The sequence below is a fragment of the Pseudomonas sp. REST10 genome (genome assembly GCF_029542605.1).
GTDB classification, from domain to species: Bacteria; Pseudomonadota; Gammaproteobacteria; order Pseudomonadales; family Pseudomonadaceae; genus Aquipseudomonas; species Aquipseudomonas khazarica.
The window spans coordinates 2,691,327-2,717,464 of sequence record NZ_CP035677.1 but is presented as its reverse complement, the minus strand read 5'-3'; the positions used below and the strand labels follow the sequence as shown (position 1 = coordinate 2,717,464).

The window sequence follows — 26,138 nt, the reverse complement described above, 5'->3', positions numbered from 1 at the left end:
CACCAGCGTCCTGGAAGGCGTGAACAACCGCATCAAGGTGATCAAGCGGATGGCCTATGGCTTCCGGGACTCTGACTATTTCTTCCTGAAAATCAAGGCCGCCTTCCCCGGGAAAGCGCGATGAACCTAAAAAAAGCCCCAGGGCATCATCCCTGGGGCTGAGGAGGATCGGCAGGGCAGCCGATCCGGGGGAGAGCGGGTTCAGGTCTGGGGTTGCCAGCCGCCACCGAGCGCCTTGTAGATCGCGACGATGCCGCTGTACAGCTCGACCTCGGCCGAAGCCTGGGCGTCTTCGGCAGCCAGGCGTTCACGCTCGGCATCCAGCAACACCAGGAAGTCCACCGTACCTTCGCGGTAACGGATCGCCGCCTGCTCGGCGGCTGCACGGCTGGCTTCCGCCTGACGCACCAGCGAGATCAGGCGCTGCTGACGCTTGGCGTAGTCACTGAAGGCGTTTTCCGATTCTTCCAGCGCCAGCAGCACCTGTTGCTCGTACTGCGACAGCGCGCCGTCCGCTTCGGCCTCGGCGCCGCGCAGGCGGGCACGCACGCTGCCAAGGTCGAACGCCGCCCAGGTGATGCTGGGCGCCACGCCCCAGGCGCGTGCTGCAGATGCACCGAGTTGCGAGCCACGGCCAGCGGTGAAGCCGAGGAAGCCCGACAGGCTGACCCGTGGGAACAGGTCCGCAGTGGCCACGCCGACCTCGGCGGTAGCAGCCGCCAACTGGCGCTCGGCCGCACGGATGTCCGGGCGTCGACGCAGCAGATCGGCCGGGTTGCCAATCGGCAGGGCCTTGGCGATCACCGGCAAGGGTTTCGCCGTCAGGTCGATCTCCAGCTGCTCCGGCCGCTGGCCGAGCAGGGTGGCGATACGGTTCTGCGCACGCACCTGCTGGGCCTGCAACTGCGGCAGGCTGGCCTCGGTCGCGGCCAGTCGTGCATCGGCGCGCAGCACGTCCAGTTCGTTGCCGACGCCGGCATCGCGCAGCTGCTCGGTGATGGCGCGCGAGTCCTGCTGGTTCTTCAGGTTCTTGCGGGCGATGCTCTCGCGCAGCTGCGCGCCGCGCAGCGTGCCGTAGGCATCGACCAGTTCGGCGATCAGGCTGACCTGCAGCTGATAGTAGTCGGCCTCGGCCAGCTCGATGCGCGCTTCACTGGCTTCCAGCTGACGCTGGATGCGTCCAAACAGGTCCACTTCCCAGGCCATGTCCAGGCCCAGGTCGTAGCGTTCCTGACGGATACGGTCTTCACTGGTCGGTGGCTGCTGCGCCTTGCCGAACTCACCGCTGGCGCGGCTGGTGACCGTCGGGAAACGGTCATTGGCAACATCGTCGCGGATCGCCCTGGCTGCACGCAGGCGGCTGAAGGCCACGCGCAGCTCGCGGTTGTCCTGCAGCGAACGCTGCACCAGCTGATTCAGCGTCGGGTCATCGAATTGCTGCCACCAGGTCGCTTCGAAGCGCGAACGGTCGTAGTCGGCGCTCTCCAGCGCGTCGATGCGCGCCGGGTCGGTAGCGGGTGCCCGGTAGTCCGGGCCTACGGCACAGGCCGACAGCGCCAGGGTCAGGAGGGCGGGGGCAAAGGCTTTCATGCATGCGACTCCTGCAGGCGAACGGCTTTCTTGGCTTCGCGCTTCTCCACGAACCCACGGATCAGGACATAGAACACCGGGGTGAGCAGCAGACCGAAGAAGGTCACGCCGATCATGCCGGAGAACACGGCCACACCCATGGCATGGCGCATCTCGGCACCGGCACCGCTCGACAGCACCAGCGGTACCACACCCATGATGAAGGCGATGGAGGTCATCAGGATCGGGCGCAGACGCAGGCGGCAGGCTTCCAGCACGGCGGCGATGCGATCGAGACCTTCCTCCTGTTTCTCCTTGGCGAACTCGACGATCAGAATCGCGTTCTTGCACGCCAGGCCCACCAGTACGATCAAGCCGATCTGGGTGAAGATGTTGTTGTCGATGCCCGCGATGATCACCCCGGTAATGGCGGCGAACAGCACGGTCGGCACGATCAGGATGACCGCCAGCGGCAGGCTCCAGCTTTCGTACTGGGCAGCCAGCACGAGGAAGGCCAGCAGCACGCAGAGCGGGAAGATGAAGATCGCCGTATTGCCCGCGAGGATCTGCTGATAGGTCAGGTCCGTCCATTCGAAGGTCATGCCGATGGGCAATTCTTCGTTGAGCAGCTTGGCGATCGCCGCTTCGGCCTGACCCGAGCTGTAGCCCGGCGCCGCAGCACCGTTGATCTCAGCGGTGAGGAAGCCGTTGTAGTGCATCACGCGGTCGGGACCGGCACTGTCGTCAACCTTGACGAAGGTCGACAGCGGCACCATTTCCCCACGGTTGTTGCGCACCTTGAGCTGACCGATCTGCTCCGGCTCCAGGCGGAACTGCTGGTCGGCCTGGACGTTGACCTGGTAGGTCCGACCGAAGCGGTTGAAGTCGTTGGCATACAGCGAGCCCAGGTACACCTGCAGGGTGTCGAAGATATCGCTGATGGCGACGCCGTGGGTCTTGGCCTTCTCGCGGTCGATGGCAGCATCCACCTGTGGCACGTTGACCTGGTAGCTGGTGAACACCGACATGGGGTTCAGCTCGGGCAACTGGCGCGCCTTGTTGAGGATGTTCTGGGTCTGCAGGTACAGCTCTTCGTAGCCCAGGTTGCCGCGATCCTGGATCTGCAGGCGGAAGCCACCGATGGTGCCGAGCCCCTGTACCGGCGGCGGCGGGAAGATCGCGATGTAGGCGTCCTGGATGTCGGCGAACTGGGCGTTGAGCTCGGCCGCGATGGCGTTTGCGCTCATCGACGGGTCCTTGCGCTCATCGAATGGCTTGAGCGGGGTGAACACGATGCCGCTGTTCGGACTGTTGGTGAAACCGTTGATCGACAGCCCCGGGAACGCCACGGTGTTCTCGATGCCCGGATGCTTGGCCGCGATCTCGGACATGCGCTTGATCACTGCCTCGGTGCGGTCCAGCGTGGCCGCGTCAGGCAACTGGGCGAACGCCACCAGGTACTGCTTGTCCTGCTGCGGCACGAAGCCGGTCGGGGTGCTGGAGAAACCCATGTAGCCGAGCACCAGCAGGCCACCATAGACCAGCAGGGCGATGCTGCTGCCACGCAGTACGCGCCGCACGGTGCCGACATAACGGTTGCTGGCGCGGTCGAACAGGCGGTTGAACGGGCCGAACAGCCAGCCACCGAAGAGCTTGTCGAGGATGCGCGAGAAGCGGTCTTTCGGCGCGTGGTGATCCTTCAGCAGAATGGCGGCGAGGGCCGGCGACAGCGTCAGCGAGTTGACCGCCGAGATCACGGTGGAAATGGCGATGGTCAGCGCGAACTGCTGGTAGAACTGCCCGGTGAGACCGGAGATGAACGCGGTCGGAATGAACACCGCGCACAGCACCAGGGCCGTGGCGACGATCGGGCCGGTCACTTCCTTCATCGCCTGGCGCGTGGCCTCGACGGGCGACTTGCCCAGGGCGATGTTGCGTTCGACGTTCTCCACCACAACGATGGCGTCGTCCACCACGATGCCGATGGCCAGCACCAGGCCGAACAGCGACAGGGCGTTGAGCGAGAAACCGAACAGGTGCATCACCGCGAAGGTACCGATCAGCGAAACCGGCACGGCGGCCAGCGGGATGATCGAGGCGCGCCAGGTCTGCAGGAACAGGATGACCACCAGCACCACCAGCACGATGGCCTCGAGCAGGGTGTGCACCACCGCTTCGATGGAGCCACGGACGAAGATGGTCGGGTCATAGACGATCTCGTAGTCCATGCCCTGCGGGAAGCTCTGCTTCAGCTCTGCCATGCGCTCACGCACCGCATCGGAAATGGCGATGGCGTTGGAGCCAGGACGCTGGAACACCGGGATGGCCACGGCCGGCTGGTTGTTCAGCAGCGAGCGCAGGGCGTACTGGTTGGAGCCGAGTTCGACGCGGGCGATATCACGCAGACGGGTGATCTCACCATTCTCTCCGACACGGATGATGATGTCTTCGAACTCTTCCTCGGTGACCAGGCGGCCTTGCGTGTTGATCGACAGCTGGAAGCTGTTGCCGGCGTCCGATGGCGGCGCGCCCAGCGCACCGGCAGCGACCTGACGGTTCTGCTCGCGGATCGCGGTGACCACATCGGTGGCGGTCAGGCCGCGCGAGGCGACCTTGTTCGGGTCGAGCCAGACACGCAGCGAGTAGTTGCCCATGCCGAACAGCTGCACGTCACCCACACCGTCCAGGCGTGCCAGCTCGTCCTTGACGTTGAGCGCGGCGTAGTTGGACAGGTAGAGCATGTCGTAGCGCTGATCCGGCGAGGTCAGGTGCACCACCATGGTCAGGTCAGGCGAGGCCTTGTCCACGGTCACGCCGAGACGCTGTACCTCGGTGGGCAGCGTCGGCATGGTGCGGGTGACCCGGTTCTGCACCTGCACCTGGGCGTTGTCCAGGTCGGTACCCAGGGCGAAGGTGACGGTGAGGGTCAGCTTGCCGTCGTTGGTCGATTGCGACGACATGTAGAGCATGCCCTCGACACCGACGATGGCCTGCTCCAGTGGCGAGGCCACGGTTTCGCCGATCACCTTGGGGTTGGCGCCGGGGAAGTTGGCGCGAACCACGACGGTGGGCGGCACCACTTCCGGGTATTCGCTGATCGGTAGCTGGAACAGCGAGATGGCACCGCCGATCAGGATCAGCAGTGACAGCACAGCGGCGAAGATCGGCCGCTGAATGAAGAATTGCGAGAAATTCATGGATCTTTCCTCAAGTCACGCTGGCGTGATCAGCCGCGCGGAGAGTGAGCATCGATTTTTTCGGCGGCGACACGCGGGGCCTGGCTGCTATCGACGGCCTGGCGCATGCGAGCCAGTTGCTCGAGCGTGCCCTCATCGGCCATCGACACCGGCTGCGGGTCGACGGTGGCGCCCGGCATGGCACGTTGCAGGCCGTTGACGACGATCTTCTCGCCCTTGCTCAGACCGCTGCGCACGATACGCAGGCCTTCCAGCTTCGGCCCCAGCTCGATGGCGCGATAGGCCACGGCATTGTCGGCGCCCAGCACCAGAACATACTTCTTGCCCAGGTCGGTGCCGACGGCCTCGTCCTTGATCAGCGTCGCGGCGTAGGGCTTGCTGCCGACCAGCTTCAGGCGCGCATACAGGCCGGGGGTGAAGCGGCCATCCTCGTTGTCGAAGACGGCGCGGCCACGGATGGTGCCGGTGCGCGGGTTGACCTGGTTGTCGAGGAAGTCCAGCTGGCCCAGGTGCGGGTGATCGGCTTCATCGGACAGGCCGAGGTAGACCGGGCTGGCGCCACGGGCATCGGAGCCGGATTCGCGAGCCAGCTCCACATACTTGAGGAAGGCGCGCTCGTCCGCATCGAAGTAGGCGTAGACCTTGTCAGTGGACACCACCGAGGTCAGCAGGCTTTCGCCGGCACCGACCAGGTTGCCTTCGGTGATCTCGGCGCGGCTGACGCGACCGTCGATGGGCGAAGTGATGCGGGTGAAACCGAGGTTGAGGCGAGCGTTCTCCAGTTCGGCGGCGATGGCGGCGACCTCTGCCTTGGCTTCGGTCGCGGCGCTGGCACGGGCATCGGCCAGTTCGGCGGAGATGGCGTTGCTCTGGCGCAGGCGCTCGCCACGGCGGGCCTCGCTGGCTGCACGTGCCTGGTTGGCACGCGCCTGTTGCAGCTGGGCCTCGAGGCGTTTGACTTCGGCCTGGAATGGACGCGGGTCGATCTGGAACAACAGGTCGCCTTTCTTCACCAGCGAACCTTCGTCGAAGGCCACGCGATCGATGTAGCCCGACACGCGCGGGCGAATCTCGACCGACTGCGGTGCCTCCAGGCGGCCGGTGAACTCATCCCACTCGTTGATCGGTTGTTCGATGACTTCGGCGACGCTGACCTTGGGGGCCGGCATCTGCGCCTGAGTCTGAGGCGCCTGATCGCAGCCGCTCAGGGCGATGACGCTGGCGAGCGCCAGGGGGAATATCCAGATGTTCTTGTGATGCTGTTCCATAGATGACTCCGCCAGTCGGATTTGTGGATGGGCGGAGTCTGCGGCGAGTCAGAGGGTGCTACGAATCGAACACCATGAAGTTGAATATCATCAGGAATGATGAAAGACAGAGTTATATCAATTTGGAACCATGGCAGTGCGCGAAAGTTCCTGCCGGCACCTGCATGGTGCGTTTTCAGAGACTGTCGGGGTCACCGCAGAACATCTGGATGCGCGAACGCAGCCAGCGTTCTGCCGGGTCGTTGTCCTGCGCGCCGCGCCAGGCCATGTGCAGTTCGAATGTCTGCGCTGGCAGCGGCAGGTCCTCGGCGCGCAGGCCACCGGCTGCGGTCAGGGCCGCGGCGGTGTAGTCCGGCACGCTGGCGACGATGTCGGTTTCCGCCAGCAGGGTGGCCAGGCCGTTGAACTGCGGCACGGCCAGTACCACGTGGCGTTCGCGCCCGACCTTGGCCAGCTCGTCATCGATGAAACCGGTGAGGTCTCCGGCGAAGGACACCAGGGCATGCGGGCGCGCGCAGTAGTCATCGAGGCTCAGCGCGCCGGGCACGGTGTCTGCACGCAACAGCTTGGCCTTGCTGCGCCGCAGGACCTTGCGCTTGGCGTTGGCCGGCAACTCCTCGGTGTAGGCCACGCCCACGGAGATCTCCCCGGAGGCCAGCAGCCCCGGCATCATCAGGTAGTTGGTACGGCGAATCACCAGCACCACGCCTGGTGCCTCGGCGCGCAGGCGGCGGAGCAGGGCGGGGAGCAGGGCGAACTCGACGTCATCGGAGAGGCCGATGCGAAACACCGCCTTGCTGGTTGCCGGATCGAAGTCCGCAGCGCGGCTGACCGCCGTGGAGATGGAGTCCAGCGCCGGCGAGAGCAGGGCGAAGATTTCCTGTGCCCGTGGCGTCGGCTCCATGCTGCGCCCGGTACGCACGAACAGTGGGTCATCGAACAGCGTGCGCAAGCGTGCCAGCGCCGCGCTGATGGCTGGCTGGCCGAGAAACAGCTTCTCAGCAGCCCGGGTCACACTGCGTTCGTGCATCAGCGTCTCGAAGACGATCAGCAGGTTCAGATCGAGGCGACGCAGGTCGTTGCGGTTCATCCAGGTACCATCCGAGGGGACACGGGCCTTGTCAGCACCGCGTTGCAAATGAGAGCCTTGCCGGCACAAATAGTACGGGCAGTGCGCAGCGGATTGAAAGTCGCTGAATCACTGACAGGCATGAAGACTATCGATAGAGTCTGATAGTGTCGCCGTCGCACAGCGGATAGAGTCCACAATCATTGAAGTGTTAATCCGCGATCAAGCTCGAGGTAAGCGATGTCCCGCATGATCCGTTTTCATAAGTTCGGCGATGCCGATGTGCTCCAGTACGAAGAGGTTCCGACGCCTGTGCCCGGCCCTGGTGAGGTGCTGGTGCGCGTTCAGGCGGTCGGCCTGGGCTGGAAAGACGTATTGTGGCGTCAGAACCTGGCGGCCGAGCAGGCCAAGCTTCCGGCAGGCACCGGCTTCGAACTGGCCGGCACCATCGCCGCCCTGGGCGAAGGCGTCAGCGATTTCGAGATCGGCACCGCCGTCGCCGGCTTCCCGGCCAGCACGCCGAACCGCTATCCGACCTGGGGCGATCTGGTGCTGATGCCCAGCCACGCCCTGACCCGCTATCCCGAGGTGCTCAGTCCGCTGGAGGCCAGCGTGCACTACACCAGCCTGCTGTTCGGCTACCTGGCGCTGGTCGACCTGGCGCACCTGAAGCCGGGGCAGCATGTGCTGATCACCGAAGCCAGCCACTGCATGGCGCCGCAGACCGTGCAACTGGCCAAGGCGCTGGGGGCGAAGGTGATCGTTTCCACCAGCTCGGCGGATGATCGCGAGTTCCTGCGTGGTCTCGGTGCCGACAAGGTGATCGCGACCGAGGAGCAGGACCTGGTGCTCGAAGTCGAACGCTACACCGAGGGCAAGGGCGTCGAAGTGATTCTCGACCAGTGCGCCGGGCCGCAGATGAAGCTGCTGGGTGACATCGCCGCGCCGCGTGGCAAGTTGATCCTGTACGGCATCAACGGTGGCAACGACACGGCGTTCCCGGCTTGCGCCGCCTTCAAGAAGCACCTGCAGTTCTTCCGTCACTGCGTGCTGGACTTCACCGGCTGCCCGGAGCTGGGCATCGAGCCCAACAACGAGGCGGTGCAACGCGCGCTCACCCACATCAACCAGATGACGGCCGACCGCCTGCTGACGCCGGTGATCGACAAGGTGTTCGACTTCGAGGACTTCGTCGAGGCGCATCGCTACATGGAAACCTGCCCCAACCGCGGGCGAGTCGCCTTGAAACTGGCTGCGGATTAAAGTCCGCAGCCAGCTGGTCGCTATACCCGGTAGGCCTACCGTTCGTTCAAGGATCGTTTCATGAGTCTCATCACCGGCGACGCGCTGTCTCTGCTGTTGTTTCGTTTGCATAGCGGCCGACTGCTGGGAATCAACCTGCTCAAGGTCAACGAGATCATTCCCTGTCCGCCGCTGACCAAGCTGCCCAACCGTGGGCCGAACGTGCGCGGCATCGCCACGTTGCGTGGCTCCGCGCTGACGGTCATCGACCTGTCGCGTGCCACGGGCGAGGCCGGGGCCGCCGACGAGGACGACGGCTGCCTGATCGTCACCGAGCTGAGCCGCTCGCGCCAGGGGCTGCACGTGAAGAGCGTCGAGCGCATCGTGCAGTGCTCCACGCGCGACGTGCGCCCGCCACCCGCAGGCTCAGGCAACCGGGCCTTCATCACCGGGGTGACCCAGATCGACGGCTCCATCGTGCAGATTCTCGATATCGAGAAGGTGTTGCACGACATCACGCCTGCCCTGGAAGAGGCGCCGGTCGGGCAATTGCTCGATGGCCAGGACGGACAGATCCTGCAGGGACGACGTGTGCTGCTGGTCGACGATTCGCAGGTCGCGCTGCAGCAGACGCTCAACGTCCTGCGCCAGCTGGGCCTGGACTGCACGGCGGTACGCAGTGCCCAGGCGGCGCTGCAGCAACTGCATGAATATCGCCAGGCGGGCATGCCCTTCGAGCTGCTGGTGTCCGACATCGAGATGCCCGAGATGGACGGCTACAGCCTGGTGAGGGAAATCCGCCGCAGCGCCGACATCGCCGATACCTACGTGTTGCTGCACACCTCACTGGACAGCACCATGAATACCGAAAAGGCCCGCTCGGTCGGTGCCAACGCGATGCTGACCAAGTTCTCCTCGGTCGACCTCTCCCGGGCACTGCTGGACGCCTTCCGGCAGATCAGCGACTCGCACTGACTCTCGTTGCCACCTTGCCGCCCAGCGGCAAGGTCTTGCCTCCTATTGCCACCGTCGAAAACGAACAAGCTCCGTGTTTTCAGTGGCTTGCGTCATTCTTTCATGTTGGCACGCGCCTTGATTCCAAGCCCCTGGCAACTGCAACTCAGTCAAGGAGCGAGGCATGAGTATCATTGGAGGCGTAGGCAACTACAGTGGCGTGTCGCTGAGCGGTTTCCGCGGCAAGCAGAACGAGCAGCAGGATGAGCAAGTGCTCGTTACACGCGAGGTCGGGAAAACCGTGCGCACGGCAAATGCCGAGTCGGAGCGCGAATTCCAGGCCAGACAAGCCACGGAAGAGGGGTTTGCCCGCCTGCGGGTAGCCCTGCAGAACAGCGCCGATGAGCAGACCGAAACCAGCGTCGGCTCGGGACAGGTGGAGGAGAAGGAGGAAGACGACGGCAAGGCCGCACTCGAGGCGTTCAAGGCCTACATGGCGATGACGCCGGCGGAAAAGATGCGCGACCGCATACTCAAGGAAATGGGCCTAACCGAGGAAGATATCGAGTCCATGCCGCCTGAACAGCAGAAGGCGGTGGAGGAGACGATTGCCCAGCGCATGCAGGAACGCGCCGAGATGCAGGCCGCCTCGGACGAGGATAGCCACTCGTACGGGCTGGTTTGAGGGCAGTCAGTCCTCGCGCTGGACGATGAGATCGGTCAGTCGCCGGACATAGGGTGCAGCCAGCAGTACCACCGGGATCATGCTCAGCCAGGTCAGTAACCAGGTCGTGCTCCAGCTGAGCATGAACGGACCCAGTGCCATCCCCTTGGGGTTGGCGATCAACGCCGCGATGGCGCTGGTGATGGCGGATTGCAGCAGCCCGAATACCTGCGGCCGGTACTGGCGATTGATGCGTGGCACGCGAACTCTCCTGCAGTCAAAGACCCGCGACAAGGCACTTCGACCCGGATTCGCCAGAGGGTGGCGGCGTGGCAGGGCCTTGCCCGTATGACCAGGCGACTGTCGCCAGGGGCTGCAATCAGGTCTGGCCTCGAGCATATACCGCTTGGTGGGTGTGATGTCAGGTGGTTGCGCTGTCGAGCGGCACGCTTCGCCGTGGCCGTGCGCAACTCGCAACGGCGCAGCCCCTGACGCACAGGGCGTCCGGGGCTGGCAGCGGGTCAGGCAACGACGGGGATCAGCGGGTCGGCCGCCGCCAGCGCGACGTCGCGCTTGGCCTCCGGCGGGTAGATCCACTTGGTGTTGATCTCGGTCTTGATGGCCTTGCCTTCCTGGCCGGTCAGCAGCACCTTGCGCTCCCAGCCTTCGGTGAAGACCGCTCCCCAGGCGCCGAGATCGAGGCAGGTCACGTACTTGGGCTGACTGTAGGGGATCGCTTCGACACCCAGCAGATCGGCTGCCGCGTTGTTCCCCGACGAGCGCCCCAGGGCGATGGCGTGCTGGCAGGTCATCAGCGCATGGTTGCCCAGCTCATCCACGGCGGCATAGGCCGTATCGCCGGTGGCATAGATGCTGTCCTGGCCCAGTACCTTCAGGTTGCGGTCGACATGCAGGCGTCCGAAGGCATCGCGCTCGCCATCGATCTGCTGGGTCAGCGGCGAGGCTTTCACCCCCACGGTCCAGACCACAGTGCTGGCCTCGATGCGCTCGCCATCGTCGACTTGCACGCCCTGTTCATCGACCATCGATACCGGGCTGCCGAGCTTCCAGGTGACCCCCAGCGCATCGCTGGCTCCGGCGATCACCGAGGCGATCTGCTCGCCCATCGCGCTCCCCACCTGCTTGCCCATGTCGACGACGATCACCCGCACATCTGCCTCGTCGCCGAGGATGGCGCGCAAGCGCGCCGGCATTTCTGTTGCCGTTTCGATGCCGGTGAAGCCGCCTCCGACCACCACCACGGTGTTTCGCGCCTGGCTGGCCGGCTTGTCACGCAGGCTCTGCAGATGAGCCTCGAGCTTCTGCGCCGATTCGAAGCTGTCGACATCGAAGGCGAAGCGGTCGATACCGGCCAGAGGAGGGCGGGCGACCTGGCTGCCCGAGGCCAGGATCAGCCGGTCGTAGCTCAGTTCGGCCTGGGCGCCGCCCGTTTCGCGGTAGATGACGCGCTTGCCGGCGGCATCGATGCGCGTCGCACAGCCTTGCACGAAATTCACGCCGACCGCATCGAACAGCGGGCCGAGCGGGGCAACGGTGGTAGCCAGGTCTGTTTCGTAGAAGCGCGGGCGCACGCGGAGTTCGGCTTGCGGGGCGAGGAGGGTGACGCTCACATCCAGACGCTGCTGCTGGTCCAGCAGGCGAATGGCGCTCAGCGCGCTCCACATGCCGGCAAAACCGGCGCCGATGATCAGGATTCGTTGTTTCATGTCGTTGTTCCCGTAGCGAAGAAGAAAGGTACTGGCTGACTACGGGATGGATTGTGCGGTTGCATTGGATCAGTGTATTGATCCAATCTTTGCAAGAGTTACTGATCCACTTCGGAGGGCACATGGCTGCCGACAAAACACCGCCAGAGGTGGTCTTTCTGCCGCTGGGAACGCCGGAAGAGGGTGTCAGCCTGCAGAGCTGGCTGTATGAGTCGCTGCGCGCCGCGATTCTCCTCGGGCGTCTTCCCGCAGGCAGCAAGCTGCCCAGCACGCGCGCCATGGCCGAGTACTACAAGCTGGCCCGTGGCACGGTACAGGCGGCCTATCAACAGCTGCTTTCCGAGGGCTACCTGCAGGCTCGAACCGGCAGCGGGACACGCGTCAGCGAGGTATTGCCGGACCCGACGCTGAACGCGGGATACGTCCGGCGCAAGGTGGTGGCCGAGGTGAAGGAAAGCCGCAGCGCCCCCGACACGCCCTGGTTGAATCGCCTGGCGGAGATCGATCCGATCTTCTCCCGACGCACGCTGCCCAGTGGACTGCGCCCTTTCTTCCCTCATCGTGGCGACATCAAGGCCTTTCCCATCGACCTGTGGCGCAAGCTGCATACCCAGCAGTTGCGCAGCTCGCGCCTGTCCATGCTGCTGGACTCCGATCCGGCGGGCTTGCCCGCGTTGCGCGAGGCGGTCTCAGGCTACCTGGCCATTGCCCGTGGGGTGCAGGTGTCAGCGTCGCGCATTCTCCTGCTCAGCACCGTGCAGCAAGGGTTGGACCTGTGCCTGCGGCTGCTGGCGCCGGGCGAATCGCAGGTGTGGATGGAAGACCCGGGATACCCGGGCGCACGCCAGCTGATGGAGGTATCCGGTGTGAGGCGTGTGGACGTGCCGGTGGATCAGGCCGGCCTCAGGGTCGACGAAGGCGTGCGCCTGGCACGTGATGCGCGGCTGGCGTACGTCACGCCTTCGCGCCAGGCGCCTCTGGGCGGCGAGCTGTCGCCCGCGCGGCGTCTGGCCCTGCTGCAATGGGCGCAGGAGCAGGGCAGCCATATCTTCGAGGATGACTATGACAGCGAGTACCGCTTCATCGCCAAACCCATCCCGGCACTGCGCTCCATGCCGGGCGCCGAGCACTCGGTGATCATGGCCGGCACGTTCAGCAAGCTGCTGTTTCCTGCGATCCGCCTGGCCTACCTGGTGCTGCCCGAGCATCTGGTCGAACCTTTCACCCGCGCTTCGGCGCTGTTGTCGCGGCATGCCAACGGCCTGGCGCAGGCGGTGCTGGCCGATTTCATTCACGAAGGACATTTCGACCGCCACGTGCGGCGCATGCGCAAGATCTACGCTTCCCGGGCCGATGCCTTTGCCGAAGCCGCGCACAGGCATTGGCGCGGATTGATCGATGTGCCGGAGATTCGCGCGGGGATGGACATCGCCTGCCGCTTGCACGTCGAGGATGAACAGCTGGCGTTCGAGCGTTTGCAGGAGGCCGGCATCGGCTCGATACCGCTGTCGCGCTACTGGGTCGCCAATACGCAGGCACCCGGCCTGATGATGGGGTTCGCCGCCTACGACGAAGCGGCGATCGAGGATTCGGCCAAGGCTCTCGTACAGGCCTTGCGGGCATGAAGGGTTGCCCCGACCAGGGTCGGGGCAGGGGGCATCACAGGATGCTCAGCGGGTACTCGACGAACGCACGAATCTCGTTGAGGTCCGGACCGACATCGGTGCTCGAGCGATAGATCGAGTTGCGCAGGCGCAGGTGCAGATCCTTGGCCGCGCCACTCTGGACGGTGTAGCTGACCTGGTTGAAGATCTCGCGCTCGGTACCCTCGTTGTCGTTACCGGTGTCGATGTTGTCGCCACGGACGTAGGCGAACTTGTAGCGCAGGCCCGGCACGCCGTACTCGGCGAAGTCCAGCTCGTAGCTGGCCTGCCAGGAACGCTCGTCCTTCAGGTTGAAGTCCGAGTAGTAGGAGTTGGCCAGGTAGATGCTGCTGCCGCCATCACCGTAGTCGTAGGCGAAGCCGGCGTCGCCGCTGTTGCGCTGATGCGCGAGGATGAACGCGTGGGCGCCGACGCTGTACTTGGCGGCCAGGCTCCAGATGGTGTTGCGGTCGCCTTCGCCATCGCCGCCAAGGTCCAGCGCTGCGCTGGAGCCGGTGTCGTACTTGGTGCGGTAGATGTTGAAGTCGAAGTTCAGCGCCTGATCGGCCGCCAGTGCCAGGTTGTAATTGACGTTGGCGTAGTAGCGCTTGTACATGTCCTCGAGGTCGGCGTGGTAGACCGCCAGGCTCAGGTCATCGCTGACGGCGTAGCTGCCGCCGAGCACATCGATGCTCTTCAGACGGTTGGGGTCGCGCGCCGAGTCGCCCATCGGGCTGTCGGCGGTGAAGCGCCCGGCATTCAGCTCCAGGCCTTCGATCTCGTTGCTGGTCACCAGCGTACCGGTGAAGGACTGCGGCAGCAGGCGGCTGTCGTCATGCGCCAGAACGGGCAGGGAAGGGAACTGGTTGCCGTACTTGATCACGGTGTTGGAGACGCGCAGTTTCACTGCACCGCCGGCCTGGGAAAGCTCATCGACCGGACGACCGTCGCCGTCGGTGTCGAAGAAGGCGCGGTAGTTGCGTCCACGACCGCTGTCGAGCTTGATGCCCAGCAGGCCGAAGGCGTCGACGCCGAAGCCGACCGTGCCCTGGGTGAAGCCGGACTCGAAGGTGGTGATGAAACCCTGGCCCCAGGTCTTGGCATCGTTGGTGCGGTCTTTGTAGTCGCGGTTGAAATAGGCGTTGCGCAGCAACAGGTTGAGGCTGGCATCCTCGACGAAACCGTTGGCTTCGGACTGGCTGCTGGCGTGCGCCAACTGGCCACCAAGCGCGAGGCTGCAGGCCAGCGCGAGACCGTGTTTTCTGTACATGAGTGCTCCCGGTGTTTGTGTGCTGTTCTAAACGTGCCTCACATCGAGGTAAGGCCCGGCCCAGAGGGCGCGCTTAGAGTTATCACCATGCTGCCGGCGGCACTATTTGAGCTGATTGATGATCACTATCGATGACTTCGATGGGGTGTTTGCGGATGCACCCGGTAGGCTTCGTCCCGATGAAGATTCCTGGGCAGCGACAGTTGACTCCGTGACAAGGTCGTTGCTCTGGCTCCACTTCATCTCCTTTGGTTAAGACGACTTGTGACCGCCTGGGTCTTCCAGTGCGGTCTTTTTTTGTCCGGGAGACAGGGACCAGGCCACCGCCAGCTTCAGCAACCGGCGGTGGCCAAGGCCGCGAATGACTACTCGCGTTACGATCGCTTAGCGAAACAACGCGGCATTCGCTGCCAGGACCTCATCGGCGCACTGTGCGTCCAGGTGACCACCCGGAGCACCTGCCACACCGATGGCCCCGATGACTGTGTCGCCGGCCTTGACCGGAACCCCGCCACCCAGCAACAGGAAACCCGGAATATCGGTGAGGTTGGCTGCGCCGGGGTTCTTCTGCGCGTTCTCCATGATTGCCAGCGTAGGGGCCTTGGCCGACGCCGAGGTGAAGGCCTTGGCCCTGCTGGCCTCGATCGTGTGTGGGCCAGCGTTGTCCGCGCGGGCAAAGGCCTTCAGCAGGCCGGCACGATCCACCACCGAAGCGCTGACGTTGTAACCTTTGGCGGAGCAGGCCGCGACGGTCGCACTGGCGAGTTTCTGCGCGTCGGCCGTCGACAGATTGCCTTCATTGAGAACCGCGCCGTTGGCGACGTTGACGAGGGCGAACGAGCAGAGCAGGGCAGCTAGGGATGAACGAGTCATGGGACTTTCCTTTCAGTCGGATCAGGAGTCGCCAGTCTGGTCGCATGCCCCTCGCCGCGGTATTCGCCCGACTACTCGTCGTTCTCCGTAGCGCTACGGAGACGGTTCATCCAGCAGGCTGGCGTACTGGCGGATCAGCTGTGCCAGCGAGTCGGCTTCGAGCTTGTCGAAGACGTTGGCCCGGTAGGTTTCCACGGTTCGCGGCGAGAGCTCCAGCTCCCGCGCGATCTCCTTGTTGCTCATGCCTGTGACGATGCGCACCAGCACGTCATGCTCGCGCCCGGACAAGCGCGCCAGGCGCTCGCTGGCCGCCAGGGTGACGGCCTGACGCTCCCGGCTGGCGATATGCAGACGTACAGCGGCTTGCACCGCATCCAGGAACACATCGTCATCCACGGGCTTCTGCAAGAACTCCATGGCACCACCCTTGAAGGCGCGGCGACACAGATCGACGTTGCCATGCCCGGTCAGCATCACCACCGGCAGATCGGAACATTCGGCGAGCCGTTCCAGTAGCTCCAGCCCACCCATGCCCGGCATGCGAATGTCCAGCACGACGCAGCCGATCGACTGCGCCGACAGCGTGGCGAGAAATGCCTGCGGATCGCCATGGCTCTCGCTGCGCAAGCCGACGCTGCGCAGCAGCAGGGCCAGAGCATCACGCACGGCGTCATCATCGTCGACCAGGTAAACCAGAGGGGAATGGGAGAGGGCGTTCATGCATCGGCTCCGGCAAGCGGCAGGCGCAGGGTGAAGCAGGCGCCACCCGTGTCCAGGTTGCGCGCGCTGAGCTGGCCGTCCATGGCGCCGGCCAGCGTCTCGCACAATGTCAGGCCCAGCCCCATGCCGTGCTGGCGTGACGTATAGAACGGCTCGAACAGGCGTGGCAACGCTTCGTCTGCGATGCCCGGACCGTCGTCTCTGACATGGAACACATACGCATCGTCCTCGACGCCGCCACTGACCTGGATGTTGCGGGTGCCGCGCATGTCAGCTGCGTTCTGCACCAGGTTGTGCACTATCTGCTCGAGCGCGACCCGATCGCCCAGCGGGCATTCGCCCGGGCTGGCATTCGACCAGCTCAGGCGAATGCCTTGGCGGGCCAGCTCCTCGGCGCGTAGAAACAGTAGCGAGGCCATCAGTTGCTCGGCATCCACCGCTGCACGCGTCGACGGCGAGCTGGACTGCACCAGATCGCGCAATCGGCTGATGATGTCCGCCGCACGGCGTGCCTGGGCAGCGCTGGCAAGCAGCGCCTGGCGCACGGCAGGGCGCTCGTCCTCGTCATCGAGCAGGCGCTCGGCTGCACGCACCTGGGCGAGAATCGCCGTCAGTGGCTGGTTCAGCTCATGGGCGATGCCTGCGGCCATTTCTCCCAGCGAACCCAGACGGGCCATCTGCGCCAGACGGGCTTGCTCCTGCTGTCGCCGAGCCTCGGCGCGCGTGCGCTGCCAGGCCGTGCCGGCAACGGCCAGCAGAGCGCTGGCGAACGCCCATGTCAGCCATGCCGGCCAGGGCCAGTCAGCTGGCGTCAGGGTCCGCCAGCTGTGCAAGGCAAAGGGCTGGCTGACGGCTCCTCCTGAGGCAAGGTGACAGGCCGCTGCAGTTGGCGCGCTCGTTCGAGCATCATCGCCAGGTCAGCAGGCGCTGCCTGAGTTGCCATCCAGGTGCCGTTGCGAAACAGCCCGAGACCCTGCAACTGCGGCATGCTTGGTTGCAGGCTGGGCAACAGGCGTTCGGGCGCCGGCGGATTCGCCAACGCCGCCAGCGTTGCCAGGACGGCCTCATGCTGCACGGTCTTCTGACTGAGCATGCGCTGGGCGATGCTGGTGTCCTGAAAGAAGCGTTCGTAGTTGGCAACGCCGTCCTGCCAGCCAATCCAGGCTGCACCGGGGCAGAACAGGATCAGCCAGAGCACGGGAACGCTGAATCTGGACGATGATTTCATGGACCTCATCATGCCTGTCGCATTGGCCGTTCACCATCCGTAGTGCTGCGGAGGCTTCAGGCCGGTAGAGGTATCTGTTTTCATGTGTTGGTTGCATGCGTGCGCAGAGTCTTTTGCCTGGAGCCCCCTGAGTGGCTTCGTCCCAACCAATACTTCGCATAATATATATTATGTTAAATTGCGTATATCGATGACCACCTCCCGGCTTGCCACATCGTCCAGCTGGAAAACTCCAACCTGCCTAATCGTTGCTCGTCGACGCCCAACCGTCTTCCAAATCTATCCGAGTCTTTCGGCGCTGCTTTGCACCGGATGGATACGACTCGATTCAAAACTTTCGCCAGCTGAGACTGTGCTCGTCATTGCGCCGACGATGACGCGCATACCCGACCCGACAGGCAGATCAATCTGCGCGCCCAGAGCACCGGTCGTGCTGTACTCGAAGGTCACTTGAGAACGCCGAGCAGCTTCCATAGGCGCCGGGACTCGGCATCGGCGCTGATCAACTCATCCAGTAGTTCACCGAGCGGCTGGTTGCCCCACTCCACTGCCCTGCGGATGACATAAGGCACCGGGCTGTGCGGTTCGGTCTTGGCCAGATAATCGGCAATCTGTGCCAGTTGCCGATAGGCCTGCTCACGGCTGCTGGGCACACCCGCGACAGGCGGCACTGGGGCAGTCGGTTCGGTAGTCGGCTCGTCCATGACGGCATCGCTCTCGGGATTGGATGAAGGAGACTCGGCTGGCGGGATGAATTCCTCGAGCTGAGCACGTAGCTCGATCAATGTATGGCGTAATGAACCGAAGCTGGGCGCCAACTCGGCCAGCCATTCATCGCTCCAGTGGTCCAGACGCTCAAGGGCGGCAAGAGCGGCTTGCAGTTCGGCGTCAGCGGTTTGGAAGTCCGTTACCGGGGTTTGTCTGAGCTTTTCCTGCAGCTTGCGATACTCCAGCCGCGCAGCTTCGGCGGCGATCTTGTCCTGCTTGCTGTCGCTCATCTGCACCTGGCGCTGCTGTAGCTGCAGCCAGTCGTGCAGGGTGACGCCGACATCCAGGCCAAAGAGCGCAACCTGGGTCTGCACGGTGTCGCTGTACTGGCGGATCATCCACTCCAGGGGGAAGACCCGCCAGGAACGATCACCCTCCTCTGGCTGCGGATGCAGCGTATCGGGATAGCGTTCGCACAACTCGCACAGCAGCTCCAGGGCTGCAGCCAACCCAGCCAGTGCATGGCGTCTGATCCAGGCTTCGCCTAGCCACACGGCGATCATCAGATCCTTGCTGCGTTCACACAGCAGGTCACCGGCCAACTGCTCCAATGCCGCCCAGTCGCCACGCTTGAGTTCACTTTGCCAGACGCCGGTGGGCAGGCTCGCGTCGTCCTCGCGGCGCAGTTCCCGCAGGCGATCCCAGGCGCCCTCGTAACGCAGGCTCGGTCCGCAGACCGCATCACCTGGAATGGGCTGGAGATAAGGTTCGATGGACAAATGGCTCATAGCGGTGGTGCCTCATCGTACGAGGCCTGCAGCTGAAAACTGGCAAACGGCGATGCGGGTGCAACCACCGGCAGCGGCTGGATCGACAAAGGCAGCTTGCTTCCCTGGCTGAGCAGCGACAGGCGCATGAACATTTGCGCCTGCGGGCTGGCATCCAGCATGCCGCGTACCGGCACCTGCAGGGTCAGGGGGAAGTCCGTGTAGTCCGTATTCGGCAGATGCTGCGGCACCACATGCACGCGCATCATGCGCAGCAGCGCCCAAGGCCCGCGGTATTCCCAGCCAGCCTCCAGGCCGTTGACGGCCATGCTCGCTTGCAGCGGATCGATCACCGGGCGCTGGTTGCTGTCACGCGCCCAGCGCAGCACGAGCTGCAGCGGATCGCCGACATTCCAGCGCAGGCGCTGGCCAGTCTCGCCAGGATGCGCGATCTGATGGCCCGCACCGTTGAGTGTCCAGGCGATCACCTGGTCGGCGCCCTCCTCGTCTTCTCGATCCGTCCGCCAACGTACCTCCAGCTCGACCCCGATGACACCTGACTGATCGCGAATGAACAGCGGCCCGAGCCAGCTTCTGGCCTGTTTCATCCGTGCCAGGAAGTCCTCCGCGGCCAGTCGGTTACCCGCCGGCGCCAGTGCCAGCCCTTTCTCGGCCGCCTCCAGATGGGTGTCGATCAGCTCCAGCAGGTGCTTGACGCGGGCCGGGTCGGCATCGCTGCTATCGAGGTTGTAGGAGAACGGAAAACGGCCGGCCAGATACTGATTGAAGTAGCTCGCCAGCGCGCTCCAGGCTTGTGCCGCGCCCTGTGTCTGCAACTCGTTGCAGCGCTGTCGGGCCTGCTCCGATATGCCCTGGGTATAACGCGCCAGATCGCCATCGCCTGGCGGCAGGCTCGCGGTCGAGAGCACCTGGCGGCAATTGCCGATGTCCATTTCCACCAGGTCCCGGCTCACCAGCTGCTCGAACAACGCGGGAGCACTTGTCGGGTTCTGCGCCTTGTACTTCTTCATGTCATCGTTTATCGAACCCAGCCGGGATACTTTCTCCTGCAGCGGCAGTGGCAGATCATTCTGTGCTCTCAGCCACGTCAGCTCGGGCAATACCTTGTCGGTACTGGTGCTGATATCGGTGAACTGTCGTGCCAGAGAGGCTTTCAGATCCTGAATGTCGGTGGCCCGGAACAGCTTCAGCCCCAGGTTGGGTTTGCCGTCCCACTCGGCAATCGGATAACGCAGGGTGAACAGCGGCAAGGTGTCGATATCCGCCAGTACCTCGGCGACGTCCGCCATGGCGCGCAAGGTCAACTGCGATTGCAGGGTGCTGGCCAGATCGGCGCGGCCCAACCCCTTGAGTGCCTGGATCACTTGCATGGCCTGTTCGACGGAGACATTGAACTGGCTCTGCGTAGCGTCGTCGCTGTAGGAACCGCCCGACGAGGTCAACGCCGACCACATGGCCAGTGCAGCCGCCTGTTCGGCAGCCTTGAGCATGCCCGCACGATAATCCGGCGCTATCTGAGCCAGCTCCTGCGCCACGAAGTCCTGGTAACTCTGCTGGTAGACCAGCGCCTGAGCTATCTGCTGCTCGCTCACATCGCCAAGGGCCCGGGTGTCGAGGCTGCCATCCGGGCGGCGCATCGCGCTCACGGCGAAGTCGCGCTGGAGCAGGTCATCGATACTTCTGGCCAGCTTGCTGATGTTCTTCTGCAAGACCAGTGTTCCACCTGCCTGGCGCTGCAGGAGGTTGTTGCGGCTCGCGGACTCTTCGATCCACTGGCTGTGGAAGGTCTTGCGCAACTGTTCGGCCTCCTGCGTGACGGAGGCTTCGATGGTCGGCCCCAGCAGACGGCTCTGCTTCACGTCGTTCATCAGGTCACGAAAGCCAGGCACGAGCTCTTCCCCGCTGCCATGGCTCCAGGCGGAGTTGGTGAGGACGATCAGGTCGTCCAGATGGCCGATCAGTGCGTTGATTTCCTCGAGTTTCTTCAGCGAGGTATCGCGGCCATATTCCAGATCGCTCAGATGCTTCTTGAGATAGCCGGCGGGCGTGACGAAATTGCCGGCCAGGAAGTACTGCTCCAGCCAGAACTTCATCAAGCCCTGGAAATGCGCGGAAAGCTGCTTGCCGTTGGGTTCCAGATCCACGGGGCGCAGGCCTGGCGCGGCCAGATGGCGCAGGGTCCGGTCGTAGAAGGCACGTCTGGACAGGCTGGAGGGGTCGAGGCTGAGCCCCAGCGCGTCGTTGCCCAGCTGGGCAAGCGATTCGGTGACGCCTTCCTGGCCGGTCAACGCGTTGTTGAGCAGGTTATTGTGCCGTTCGAGGCTGACCACGCCCTCCGCCAGGGTGCGTGCCTTGACGTAGTTCGGCCATTGATCCGGCTGGGCGCTCTGCACGTCCGGGCGACGCTGTTCATTGCGGATCACCAGCAAGCTTTGCAGTTGGTAGTCCTGCAGTTGTTGCAACGGCACCAGGGCTTCGCGGCGTGCCATGCCGCGCAACAGTTGATCCATCTGCTGATCCAGGGACGTGCCCCAGGACGAGGGATAGATCAGCGATGAAAAATGCCAGCGCGGCGCCTGCTGCAGCAGCTCCCAGAACGCCTGCACATTGAGCCTTGCCTGCTCCTGACGACGTTCCGGCGCGCGCAGACTGACGTGTCCGGCATGGGTTTCCTGCAGCAGGCTGCTCAGTACGCGGGCATCCTCCTGTCGCTCCTGCCACACCCATAGCATGCCCAGCAGCCAGCACAGCGCGAATACGACGGCAATGCCGCCTACGGTCATCTGCCAGCGTTGGCGCAGACGCAGTATGCGCGGTAACGCCTGCGCCAGGCCCTGCTCCGCGATCAGCCGCTGCCGCCAGAGCGCTTGGGTGAAGACGCCTTGTGCCGCCGGCACCTCTCCGGGGTATAGCTGCGTCGACTCGGCGAGCGCTTGCGCCGCACCAAGGTAAAGGCCGCGGAATCTGGGTGCCTCTCCCTGCGTATTGCCCTGAAAGACCGGCTCCAGCAGGGTGCGGAGATTACCCTTCAATTCCAGCAACAGGTCCGGCAGACGGTACAGGTCCTCGGCCAGCTCGCCCTTCAAGGCGCCAACCTCGATGATCGCGGCCTGCATGTTCTGCACCACGGCTTCCAGCGCATCGTCGAGCCAGTAGCTCTGCCAGCCGGCATCCAGCCCATAGGGCGATGACCAGCCCAGCAGACGCTCGCGTCCCTCTTCGGGGAGTGCGGCGACCAGCTCCTGAAAGCCTGGCATTTCCTCGAAACCGCTGATCAGGACATAGACCGGCAGGCTCAGTCCCAGGCGTTGCAGCAGTTCCGCAAAGCGCCGGCGCAGCACGATCACATCGGCAGCGCCTTGCGCACCGTCCTGCAACTGATTGAGGGGAATGTTCCAGATCACGCCATCCAGTGGGCGCTGGCCACGCAGCCTGAGCAACATGCTGAGCAGGCGCCGCCAGACGAAGGTGGACGCATTGCCGCCATCGCTGGGCAGGAAGATGCTCTGGGGTACCACCAGCAAGGCACCGTCCTGATCCGCCCACCAGCGCCCGAACCACGCCGGGCGGCCTGCAGGCGTGAGTTGCCAATCGAGGCAAAGCTGGCTGCCCTCGCGCGGATCACCGAGCAGCATCAGCCAGGGCACCTGATAGCGCGACTCGATTCCCTGTTCGTGCTCCATCTTGCGCACTGCGGCATAGAAGCTGCGGATCGCCATGCCCGATTGCGTCCGCAGCCACCAGAACAGTGCGGCCAATGCCAGCAACAGCAGGAGCACGCCTAGCAGACTGAGGATGATCGCCAGCGTACTCATTGCGCCTCATCCAGGCTGACCAGATGCAGCAGTGGCGTCAGCTCCGACTGGATGTCACGCCACATCCAGTGCCCAGCCAGGCTCAGCAACAGCAGCAAACCGCAGATCGCCAGGCTCAGGCGCACGCCGTCGGGCAGTGCACGGCGCAATGGCAGGCGCAAGGGGGACGCCCGGGTCGGCCGGGCCAGGCTGGATATCACCTCTGTTGCCGCAGGTTCGCGCTGCCAGGCGAAGGTGAACAGCGCATGGCGCCAGCGTGTGTGCAGCGCACGTCCACGATCACTGCGCAAACCGCCATAGAAGCCCAGGATCAGGCATTGCAGATAGACGTTGGCCAGATCACGCGAAGCCGGCGCACGTTCCTTGAGCAGCTTGTGAATGGCACGGGGCAGGCGCTCGCCTGCGGTACGCGAGCCATACAAGCGTGCTTCCAGGGGGCGTGGCTGCCAAGCCGTACGCCCTGGCCATTCATCGAACAGCAGGCGTTCGTCGACCAGGGCCACGAACGCATACACCATCGCCTTGACCTGGCTCGAGGACGATGCCCCCACGCTGGCGAATGCCGCGCGCCACAGACGGCGGACAACCAGAATCGTGGCTTCCGCCATGCGCTCGACCTGCTCATTGCCCGCATTGCTGAGCCCGGCAATGCCCTCCCAGGTTTCCCGCCATTCGATCCACGCCTCACGAAATGCCAGGCTCAGGGGGGCTTCACCGAATTCGGGTGGGTACAGCGCAACGCTCCTTTCCGACATCTAGACTTCCTTGGCTTGGCTGGCGGATCTCAGGGGGTATCGGCGGTGAACAGCAGAACCTGCCAGGGGCTTGCCGCCGCTCTCTGCGAGGTCGTGGCCAGACATAGCGACTGTTCGGGATCGAACCAGTCACCGGCTGCCTGGATCAGGAAGAGATGGGTCTCCTCACCCACTCCATAGGCCGTTCGCTCATTGCGACTCATCGGCTGGTGCGGCAGGCCACTCATGCGCTGCTGGCGGAGCGTGGCGACATGCTGCTGCGACGCGATCACGGCCTGGGCCAGCCAGGCCTGCGCGGCCTGCTGCCCTGTACCGGCCGGCATGCGCAGCCCGACGATCAGGCGTTGTCGACGCGTCTGGTTATCCGGCAAGTCGATGGCAAAGCCCTGTTCGGACTGCTCGAAGACCAGGCAGCGGTAACCGACGCGGATACTGTCCAGGCTCCGATGAAGCCATGCGATGACCTCGTCGAAGCCGTGCTTGAGATCGAGAAAATCAAGCGGTGCGAACGCCGGCACGCCATTGAGCGGGTCGAGCGCACACCAGGCGCCCGCCAAGCCGGCCAGCAGGCCATGCAGGTGCGCCGGCGTCGCCACTCGGCCATTCAGGGCCACTTCGACCTCGGGGAGCCGTGACCAGAGAGCCGTTAGCTGCCGCCTGAGCTCCTGCACGTCATCGCGATTGCCCGCCTGCTCGGCCTGGCGTAAGCGCCCGGCCAGGAACATGCACTTCTCTCGCCCTCGCGCGCACAATGCCGCGACCATCTGCCCCAACTGCGATTCCGGCAGGATCAGCGACATCGGCGGCATGTAGGCCTGTCTGACGAAACCGCCCCCCTCCCTGGCGATACGTAACAGCGGCAGGCAGACCGAATCGGCCCGCTCGCTGTCGGTCACCAGGCGCAGATTGGGGCGCCAGATCAGCACCGGCTCGGGATGCTCGCCACTGGCCAGATCGGGCACCGCGTCTCCGCAGAGGGATCGCAGACGCCCGTTGAGTGGCAGTACCTGCCCGCTGCGGCCAAGCGGATTGACTGCCAGGTAGAGGGTCACGCAGGCATTGGCCGAAGCCGCCACGGCAGGCCCCACATCGAGCTCGAGCACCCTGTCGCCAGCTGGCTGCACGCTGACGGGCAGACCATCGGGCAGGATCGCCTCGAGCGACTGGATACGGACCAGACCGGTACTGAGCGCCGCCGGGTCCACTTCCAGTTCGCTCACCCCCCAGAACCAGGGGTTTGCAGCACTGGCGCACAACGCCGTGACGACTTCTGCGCGCAGTCCCTGCAACTGGAAATGCTGAGGCAATAGCTGCATGCCCTCGTGCCAGCAGACTGCATCCGGCAACACCTTCATAGCACTCCCCTTCGACATCCGCTGTTTGGCATGCACACGCGCAACGCTGGGCTAACGGTCTTGACCGGTCAGCAGGCGCATTTCCCTGCTGTCGAAACGCAGCCACACCCGGCCTGATTCGTTCAGGCGCAAACGATGCACGCCAGGGGTGTTATAGCCGGCGAACACCAAAAGTCCAGCGGCCCCATCGCCGGCGAAGGGGAAGTCGCGCACATCGCGAAATTGCCCCGGCACGAGTTCCAGCCCCCACACCGAAAACAGATTCCGGTAGTCGCGCTCGTACTGCCCCCGCTCGGCGAACCATTGCCTGGCGGGAATCTCGGAAAGCAGCTTGAGCAGATCCGGGTCATGCACGGCGACGAAGTCAACGGCAATCGGCGTGTCGTCGTTTGCTTGCTCCGCCACATCCAGCGTCAGGCTGTCCAACTGGATTCTTTCGCCGCGAAAGGAACAGCCGCACAGGGCCATCAGGAGGCTCAGCAACACGGCAAAGCGATAGGAGGTCGCACGTCCCTGCGTCATGAGAATTTCACCTTGAACTTCACGTTTGCAAATTTATAGACCTGATCTAGCGTCTATGAAAGTTCGTCTTCGTGGCGAATGAGGATGGATCGCCAGGGATGGGCTCGCTGTTCAGCCAACCCGTCATCGTCGTGATCCAGCAACGGAGTGCGAGCACGGGTTCGTCCGCTGCAATGCGCTCCCGGTATCACCCCGGAGCCCAACCGACATGGCTGAAAGCACTCAACACAAGTTGGATCGAATCCGCCCTCCCCGCGTCCAGATCACCTATGACGTCGAGATCGGCAACGCCATCGAGAAAAAGGAATTGCCCCTGGTGGTCGGCATCCTCGCCGATCTTTCCGGCAAGCCGGACACCCCCCTGCCCAAGCTGATCGACCGTCGGTTCACCGAGATCGACCGCGACAACTTCAACGAAGTGCTCGCCTCCATCGAGCCGCGCAGCACCCTGCAGGTGGAAAACACCATCAGCGGTGACGGCAGCAAGATCAACGTCGAGCTGCGTTTTCGTCATTTCGACGACTTCGATCCGGTCAACATCGTCAAGCAGATCACCCCGCTGCGTCGTCTCTACGAAGCGCGCCAACGCTTGCGTGACCTGCTCACCAAACTCGATGGCAACGACGACCTCGACAAGTTGCTGCAGGACGTGGTGAGCAACACCGAAGGGCTGCAGGAAATCAAGTCCTCGCGGCCTGAAGACGAAGCCCCGGCGGCCGACGCCGCTGCCGATGGTGAAGCACCGGCCGACCCGGCCTGACCGCCCCTCGA

General features: G+C 64.1%; 22 protein-coding genes. 6 read left to right on the top strand and 16 right to left on the bottom strand.

The window, feature by feature from the left end; translation table 11 throughout:
- Positions 1-124 (top strand): transposase (locus EWH21_RS12820; RefSeq protein ID WP_277700592.1); only part of this gene is annotated, 124 nt, incomplete at its 5' end.
- A 77-nt stretch (positions 125-201) separates the two neighbouring features.
- Here EWH21_RS12820 and EWH21_RS12815 read toward each other — a convergent pair.
- The 4 genes from EWH21_RS12815 to EWH21_RS12800 all read right to left on the bottom strand — a co-directional run bounded on the left by EWH21_RS12815 (position 202) and on the right by EWH21_RS12800 (position 7,124).
- The gene (locus EWH21_RS12815) at positions 202-1,590 is read right to left on the bottom strand and encodes a TolC family protein (RefSeq protein ID WP_277698484.1); all 1,389 of its coding nucleotides are present in this window, start codon (positions 1,588-1,590) and stop codon (positions 202-204) included.
- Entirely contained in the window at positions 1,587-4,766 is a 3,180-nt protein-coding gene (locus EWH21_RS12810; RefSeq protein ID WP_037047484.1) for an efflux RND transporter permease subunit, read from the bottom strand. Before EWH21_RS12810 ends, EWH21_RS12815 begins: the two co-directional genes overlap by 4 nt.
- Before the next feature lie 29 nt (positions 4,767-4,795).
- Complete coding sequence (mexE, locus tag EWH21_RS12805) at positions 4,796-6,034, bottom strand: multidrug efflux RND transporter periplasmic adaptor subunit MexE (RefSeq protein WP_277698483.1); 1,239 nt, start codon at positions 6,032-6,034, stop codon at positions 4,796-4,798.
- Between the two features lie 175 nt (positions 6,035-6,209).
- Entirely contained in the window at positions 6,210-7,124 is a 915-nt protein-coding gene (locus EWH21_RS12800) for a LysR substrate-binding domain-containing protein (RefSeq protein ID WP_037047481.1), read from the bottom strand.
- A gap of 219 nt (positions 7,125-7,343) precedes the next feature.
- Between EWH21_RS12800 and EWH21_RS12795 the strand changes: the two genes are divergently transcribed.
- The 3 genes from EWH21_RS12795 to EWH21_RS12785 all read left to right on the top strand — a co-directional run bounded on the left by EWH21_RS12795 (position 7,344) and on the right by EWH21_RS12785 (position 9,984).
- Positions 7,344-8,366 (top strand): zinc-dependent alcohol dehydrogenase family protein, encoded by a 1,023-nt coding sequence (locus EWH21_RS12795; protein ID WP_037047479.1) that lies wholly within the window; start codon positions 7,344-7,346, stop codon positions 8,364-8,366.
- 60 nt (positions 8,367-8,426) lie between these two features.
- Positions 8,427-9,320 carry a chemotaxis protein gene (locus tag EWH21_RS12790; protein WP_277698482.1) on the top strand — a complete coding sequence of 298 codons (894 nt, stop codon included), beginning with the start codon at positions 8,427-8,429 and terminating at the stop codon, positions 9,318-9,320.
- A gap of 163 nt (positions 9,321-9,483) precedes the next feature.
- Entirely contained in the window at positions 9,484-9,984 is a 501-nt protein-coding gene (locus EWH21_RS12785; RefSeq protein ID WP_277698481.1) for a hypothetical protein, read from the top strand.
- Positions 9,985-9,990: 6 nt separating this feature from the next.
- Here the strand turns inward: EWH21_RS12785 and EWH21_RS12780 are convergent, their stop codons facing one another.
- Both EWH21_RS12780 and EWH21_RS12775 read right to left on the bottom strand, forming a co-directional pair.
- Entirely contained in the window at positions 9,991-10,224 is a 234-nt protein-coding gene (locus tag EWH21_RS12780; RefSeq protein WP_037047473.1) for a DUF2798 domain-containing protein, read from the bottom strand.
- A gap of 260 nt (positions 10,225-10,484) precedes the next feature.
- Positions 10,485-11,690, bottom strand: coding sequence for an FAD-dependent oxidoreductase (locus EWH21_RS12775; RefSeq protein WP_277698480.1), 1,206 nt, complete (start codon positions 11,688-11,690; stop codon positions 10,485-10,487).
- A gap of 122 nt (positions 11,691-11,812) precedes the next feature.
- Here EWH21_RS12775 and EWH21_RS12770 point away from each other — a divergent pair, with 122 nt between their 5' ends.
- A complete protein-coding gene (locus EWH21_RS12770) occupies positions 11,813-13,315 on the top strand; it encodes a PLP-dependent aminotransferase family protein (protein WP_277698479.1) in 1,503 nt (500 codons plus the stop codon).
- Positions 13,316-13,349: 34 nt separating this feature from the next.
- Here EWH21_RS12770 and EWH21_RS12765 read toward each other — a convergent pair whose 3' ends face one another.
- The 10 genes from EWH21_RS12765 to EWH21_RS12720 form a co-directional block, all read right to left on the bottom strand.
- A complete protein-coding gene (locus EWH21_RS12765; RefSeq protein WP_047592052.1) occupies positions 13,350-14,603 on the bottom strand; it encodes an OprD family porin in 1,254 nt (417 codons plus the stop codon).
- A 384-nt stretch (positions 14,604-14,987) separates the two neighbouring features.
- Positions 14,988-15,476, bottom strand: coding sequence for a heme-binding protein (locus EWH21_RS12760; RefSeq protein ID WP_277698478.1), 489 nt, complete (start codon positions 15,474-15,476; stop codon positions 14,988-14,990).
- A 93-nt stretch (positions 15,477-15,569) separates the two neighbouring features.
- Positions 15,570-16,196, bottom strand: a complete 627-nt coding sequence (locus EWH21_RS12755; RefSeq protein ID WP_152488718.1) for a response regulator — start codon at positions 16,194-16,196, stop codon at positions 15,570-15,572.
- Complete coding sequence (locus tag EWH21_RS12750) at positions 16,193-17,029, bottom strand: ATP-binding protein (protein ID WP_277698477.1); 837 nt, start codon at positions 17,027-17,029, stop codon at positions 16,193-16,195. Before EWH21_RS12750 ends, EWH21_RS12755 begins: the two co-directional genes overlap by 4 nt.
- A complete protein-coding gene (locus tag EWH21_RS12745) occupies positions 17,008-17,394 on the bottom strand; it encodes a hypothetical protein (protein ID WP_277698476.1) in 387 nt (128 codons plus the stop codon). Before EWH21_RS12745 ends, EWH21_RS12750 begins: the two co-directional genes overlap by 22 nt.
- Positions 17,395-17,870: 476 nt before the next feature.
- A complete protein-coding gene (tssA, locus tag EWH21_RS12740) occupies positions 17,871-18,920 on the bottom strand; it encodes a type VI secretion system protein TssA (RefSeq protein WP_277698475.1) in 1,050 nt (349 codons plus the stop codon).
- Positions 18,917-22,735, bottom strand: a complete 3,819-nt coding sequence (locus EWH21_RS12735) for a type VI secretion protein IcmF/TssM N-terminal domain-containing protein (protein WP_277698474.1) — start codon at positions 22,733-22,735, stop codon at positions 18,917-18,919. Before EWH21_RS12735 ends, tssA begins: the two co-directional genes overlap by 4 nt.
- Positions 22,732-23,490, bottom strand: a complete 759-nt coding sequence (locus EWH21_RS12730) for a DotU/TssL family secretion system protein (RefSeq protein ID WP_152488714.1) — start codon at positions 23,488-23,490, stop codon at positions 22,732-22,734. The genes EWH21_RS12735 and EWH21_RS12730 overlap by 4 nt, the downstream gene beginning before the upstream one ends.
- A 29-nt stretch (positions 23,491-23,519) precedes the next feature.
- A complete protein-coding gene (gene tssK / locus EWH21_RS12725) occupies positions 23,520-24,845 on the bottom strand; it encodes a type VI secretion system baseplate subunit TssK (protein WP_277698473.1) in 1,326 nt (441 codons plus the stop codon).
- A gap of 51 nt (positions 24,846-24,896) precedes the next feature.
- Complete coding sequence (locus EWH21_RS12720) at positions 24,897-25,367, bottom strand: type VI secretion protein (protein WP_134675841.1); 471 nt, start codon at positions 25,365-25,367, stop codon at positions 24,897-24,899.
- 208 nt (positions 25,368-25,575) lie between these two features.
- On the opposite strand from EWH21_RS12720, the gene tssB reads away from it, so the two are divergent.
- The gene (gene tssB, locus EWH21_RS12715; RefSeq protein WP_152488712.1) at positions 25,576-26,127 is read left to right on the top strand and encodes a type VI secretion system contractile sheath small subunit; all 552 of its coding nucleotides are present in this window, start codon (positions 25,576-25,578) and stop codon (positions 26,125-26,127) included.
- The last annotated feature ends 11 nt before the right edge of the window (positions 26,128-26,138 follow it).

Excerpts from the sequence above, each read along its gene's own strand:
- EWH21_RS12815 (WP_277698484.1), bottom strand. The coding sequence starts at position 1,590 with ATGAAAGCCTTTGCCCCCGCCCTCCTGACCCTGGCGCTGTCGGCCTGT.
- EWH21_RS12810 (WP_037047484.1), bottom strand. The coding sequence starts at position 4,766 with ATGAATTTCTCGCAATTCTTCATTCAGCGGCCGATCTTCGCCGCTGTG.
- mexE (WP_277698483.1), bottom strand. The coding sequence starts at position 6,034 with ATGGAACAGCATCACAAGAACATCTGGATATTCCCCCTGGCGCTCGCC.
- EWH21_RS12800 (WP_037047481.1), bottom strand. The coding sequence starts at position 7,124 with ATGAACCGCAACGACCTGCGTCGCCTCGATCTGAACCTGCTGATCGTC.
- EWH21_RS12795 (WP_037047479.1), top strand. The coding sequence starts at position 7,344 with ATGTCCCGCATGATCCGTTTTCATAAGTTCGGCGATGCCGATGTGCTC.
- EWH21_RS12790 (WP_277698482.1), top strand. The coding sequence starts at position 8,427 with ATGAGTCTCATCACCGGCGACGCGCTGTCTCTGCTGTTGTTTCGTTTG.
- EWH21_RS12785 (WP_277698481.1), top strand. The coding sequence starts at position 9,484 with ATGAGTATCATTGGAGGCGTAGGCAACTACAGTGGCGTGTCGCTGAGC.
- EWH21_RS12775 (WP_277698480.1), bottom strand. The coding sequence starts at position 11,690 with ATGAAACAACGAATCCTGATCATCGGCGCCGGTTTTGCCGGCATGTGG.
- EWH21_RS12770 (WP_277698479.1), top strand. The coding sequence starts at position 11,813 with ATGGCTGCCGACAAAACACCGCCAGAGGTGGTCTTTCTGCCGCTGGGA.
- EWH21_RS12765 (WP_047592052.1), bottom strand. The coding sequence starts at position 14,603 with ATGTACAGAAAACACGGTCTCGCGCTGGCCTGCAGCCTCGCGCTTGGT.
- EWH21_RS12760 (WP_277698478.1), bottom strand. The coding sequence starts at position 15,476 with ATGACTCGTTCATCCCTAGCTGCCCTGCTCTGCTCGTTCGCCCTCGTC.
- EWH21_RS12755 (WP_152488718.1), bottom strand. The coding sequence starts at position 16,196 with ATGAACGCCCTCTCCCATTCCCCTCTGGTTTACCTGGTCGACGATGAT.
- tssA (WP_277698475.1), bottom strand. The coding sequence starts at position 18,920 with ATGAGCCATTTGTCCATCGAACCTTATCTCCAGCCCATTCCAGGTGAT.
- EWH21_RS12735 (WP_277698474.1), bottom strand. The coding sequence starts at position 22,735 with ATGAGTACGCTGGCGATCATCCTCAGTCTGCTAGGCGTGCTCCTGCTG.
- EWH21_RS12730 (WP_152488714.1), bottom strand. The coding sequence starts at position 23,490 with ATGTCGGAAAGGAGCGTTGCGCTGTACCCACCCGAATTCGGTGAAGCC.
- tssK (WP_277698473.1), bottom strand. The coding sequence starts at position 24,845 with ATGAAGGTGTTGCCGGATGCAGTCTGCTGGCACGAGGGCATGCAGCTA.
- EWH21_RS12720 (WP_134675841.1), bottom strand. The coding sequence starts at position 25,367 with ATGACGCAGGGACGTGCGACCTCCTATCGCTTTGCCGTGTTGCTGAGC.
- tssB (WP_152488712.1), top strand. The coding sequence starts at position 25,576 with ATGGCTGAAAGCACTCAACACAAGTTGGATCGAATCCGCCCTCCCCGC.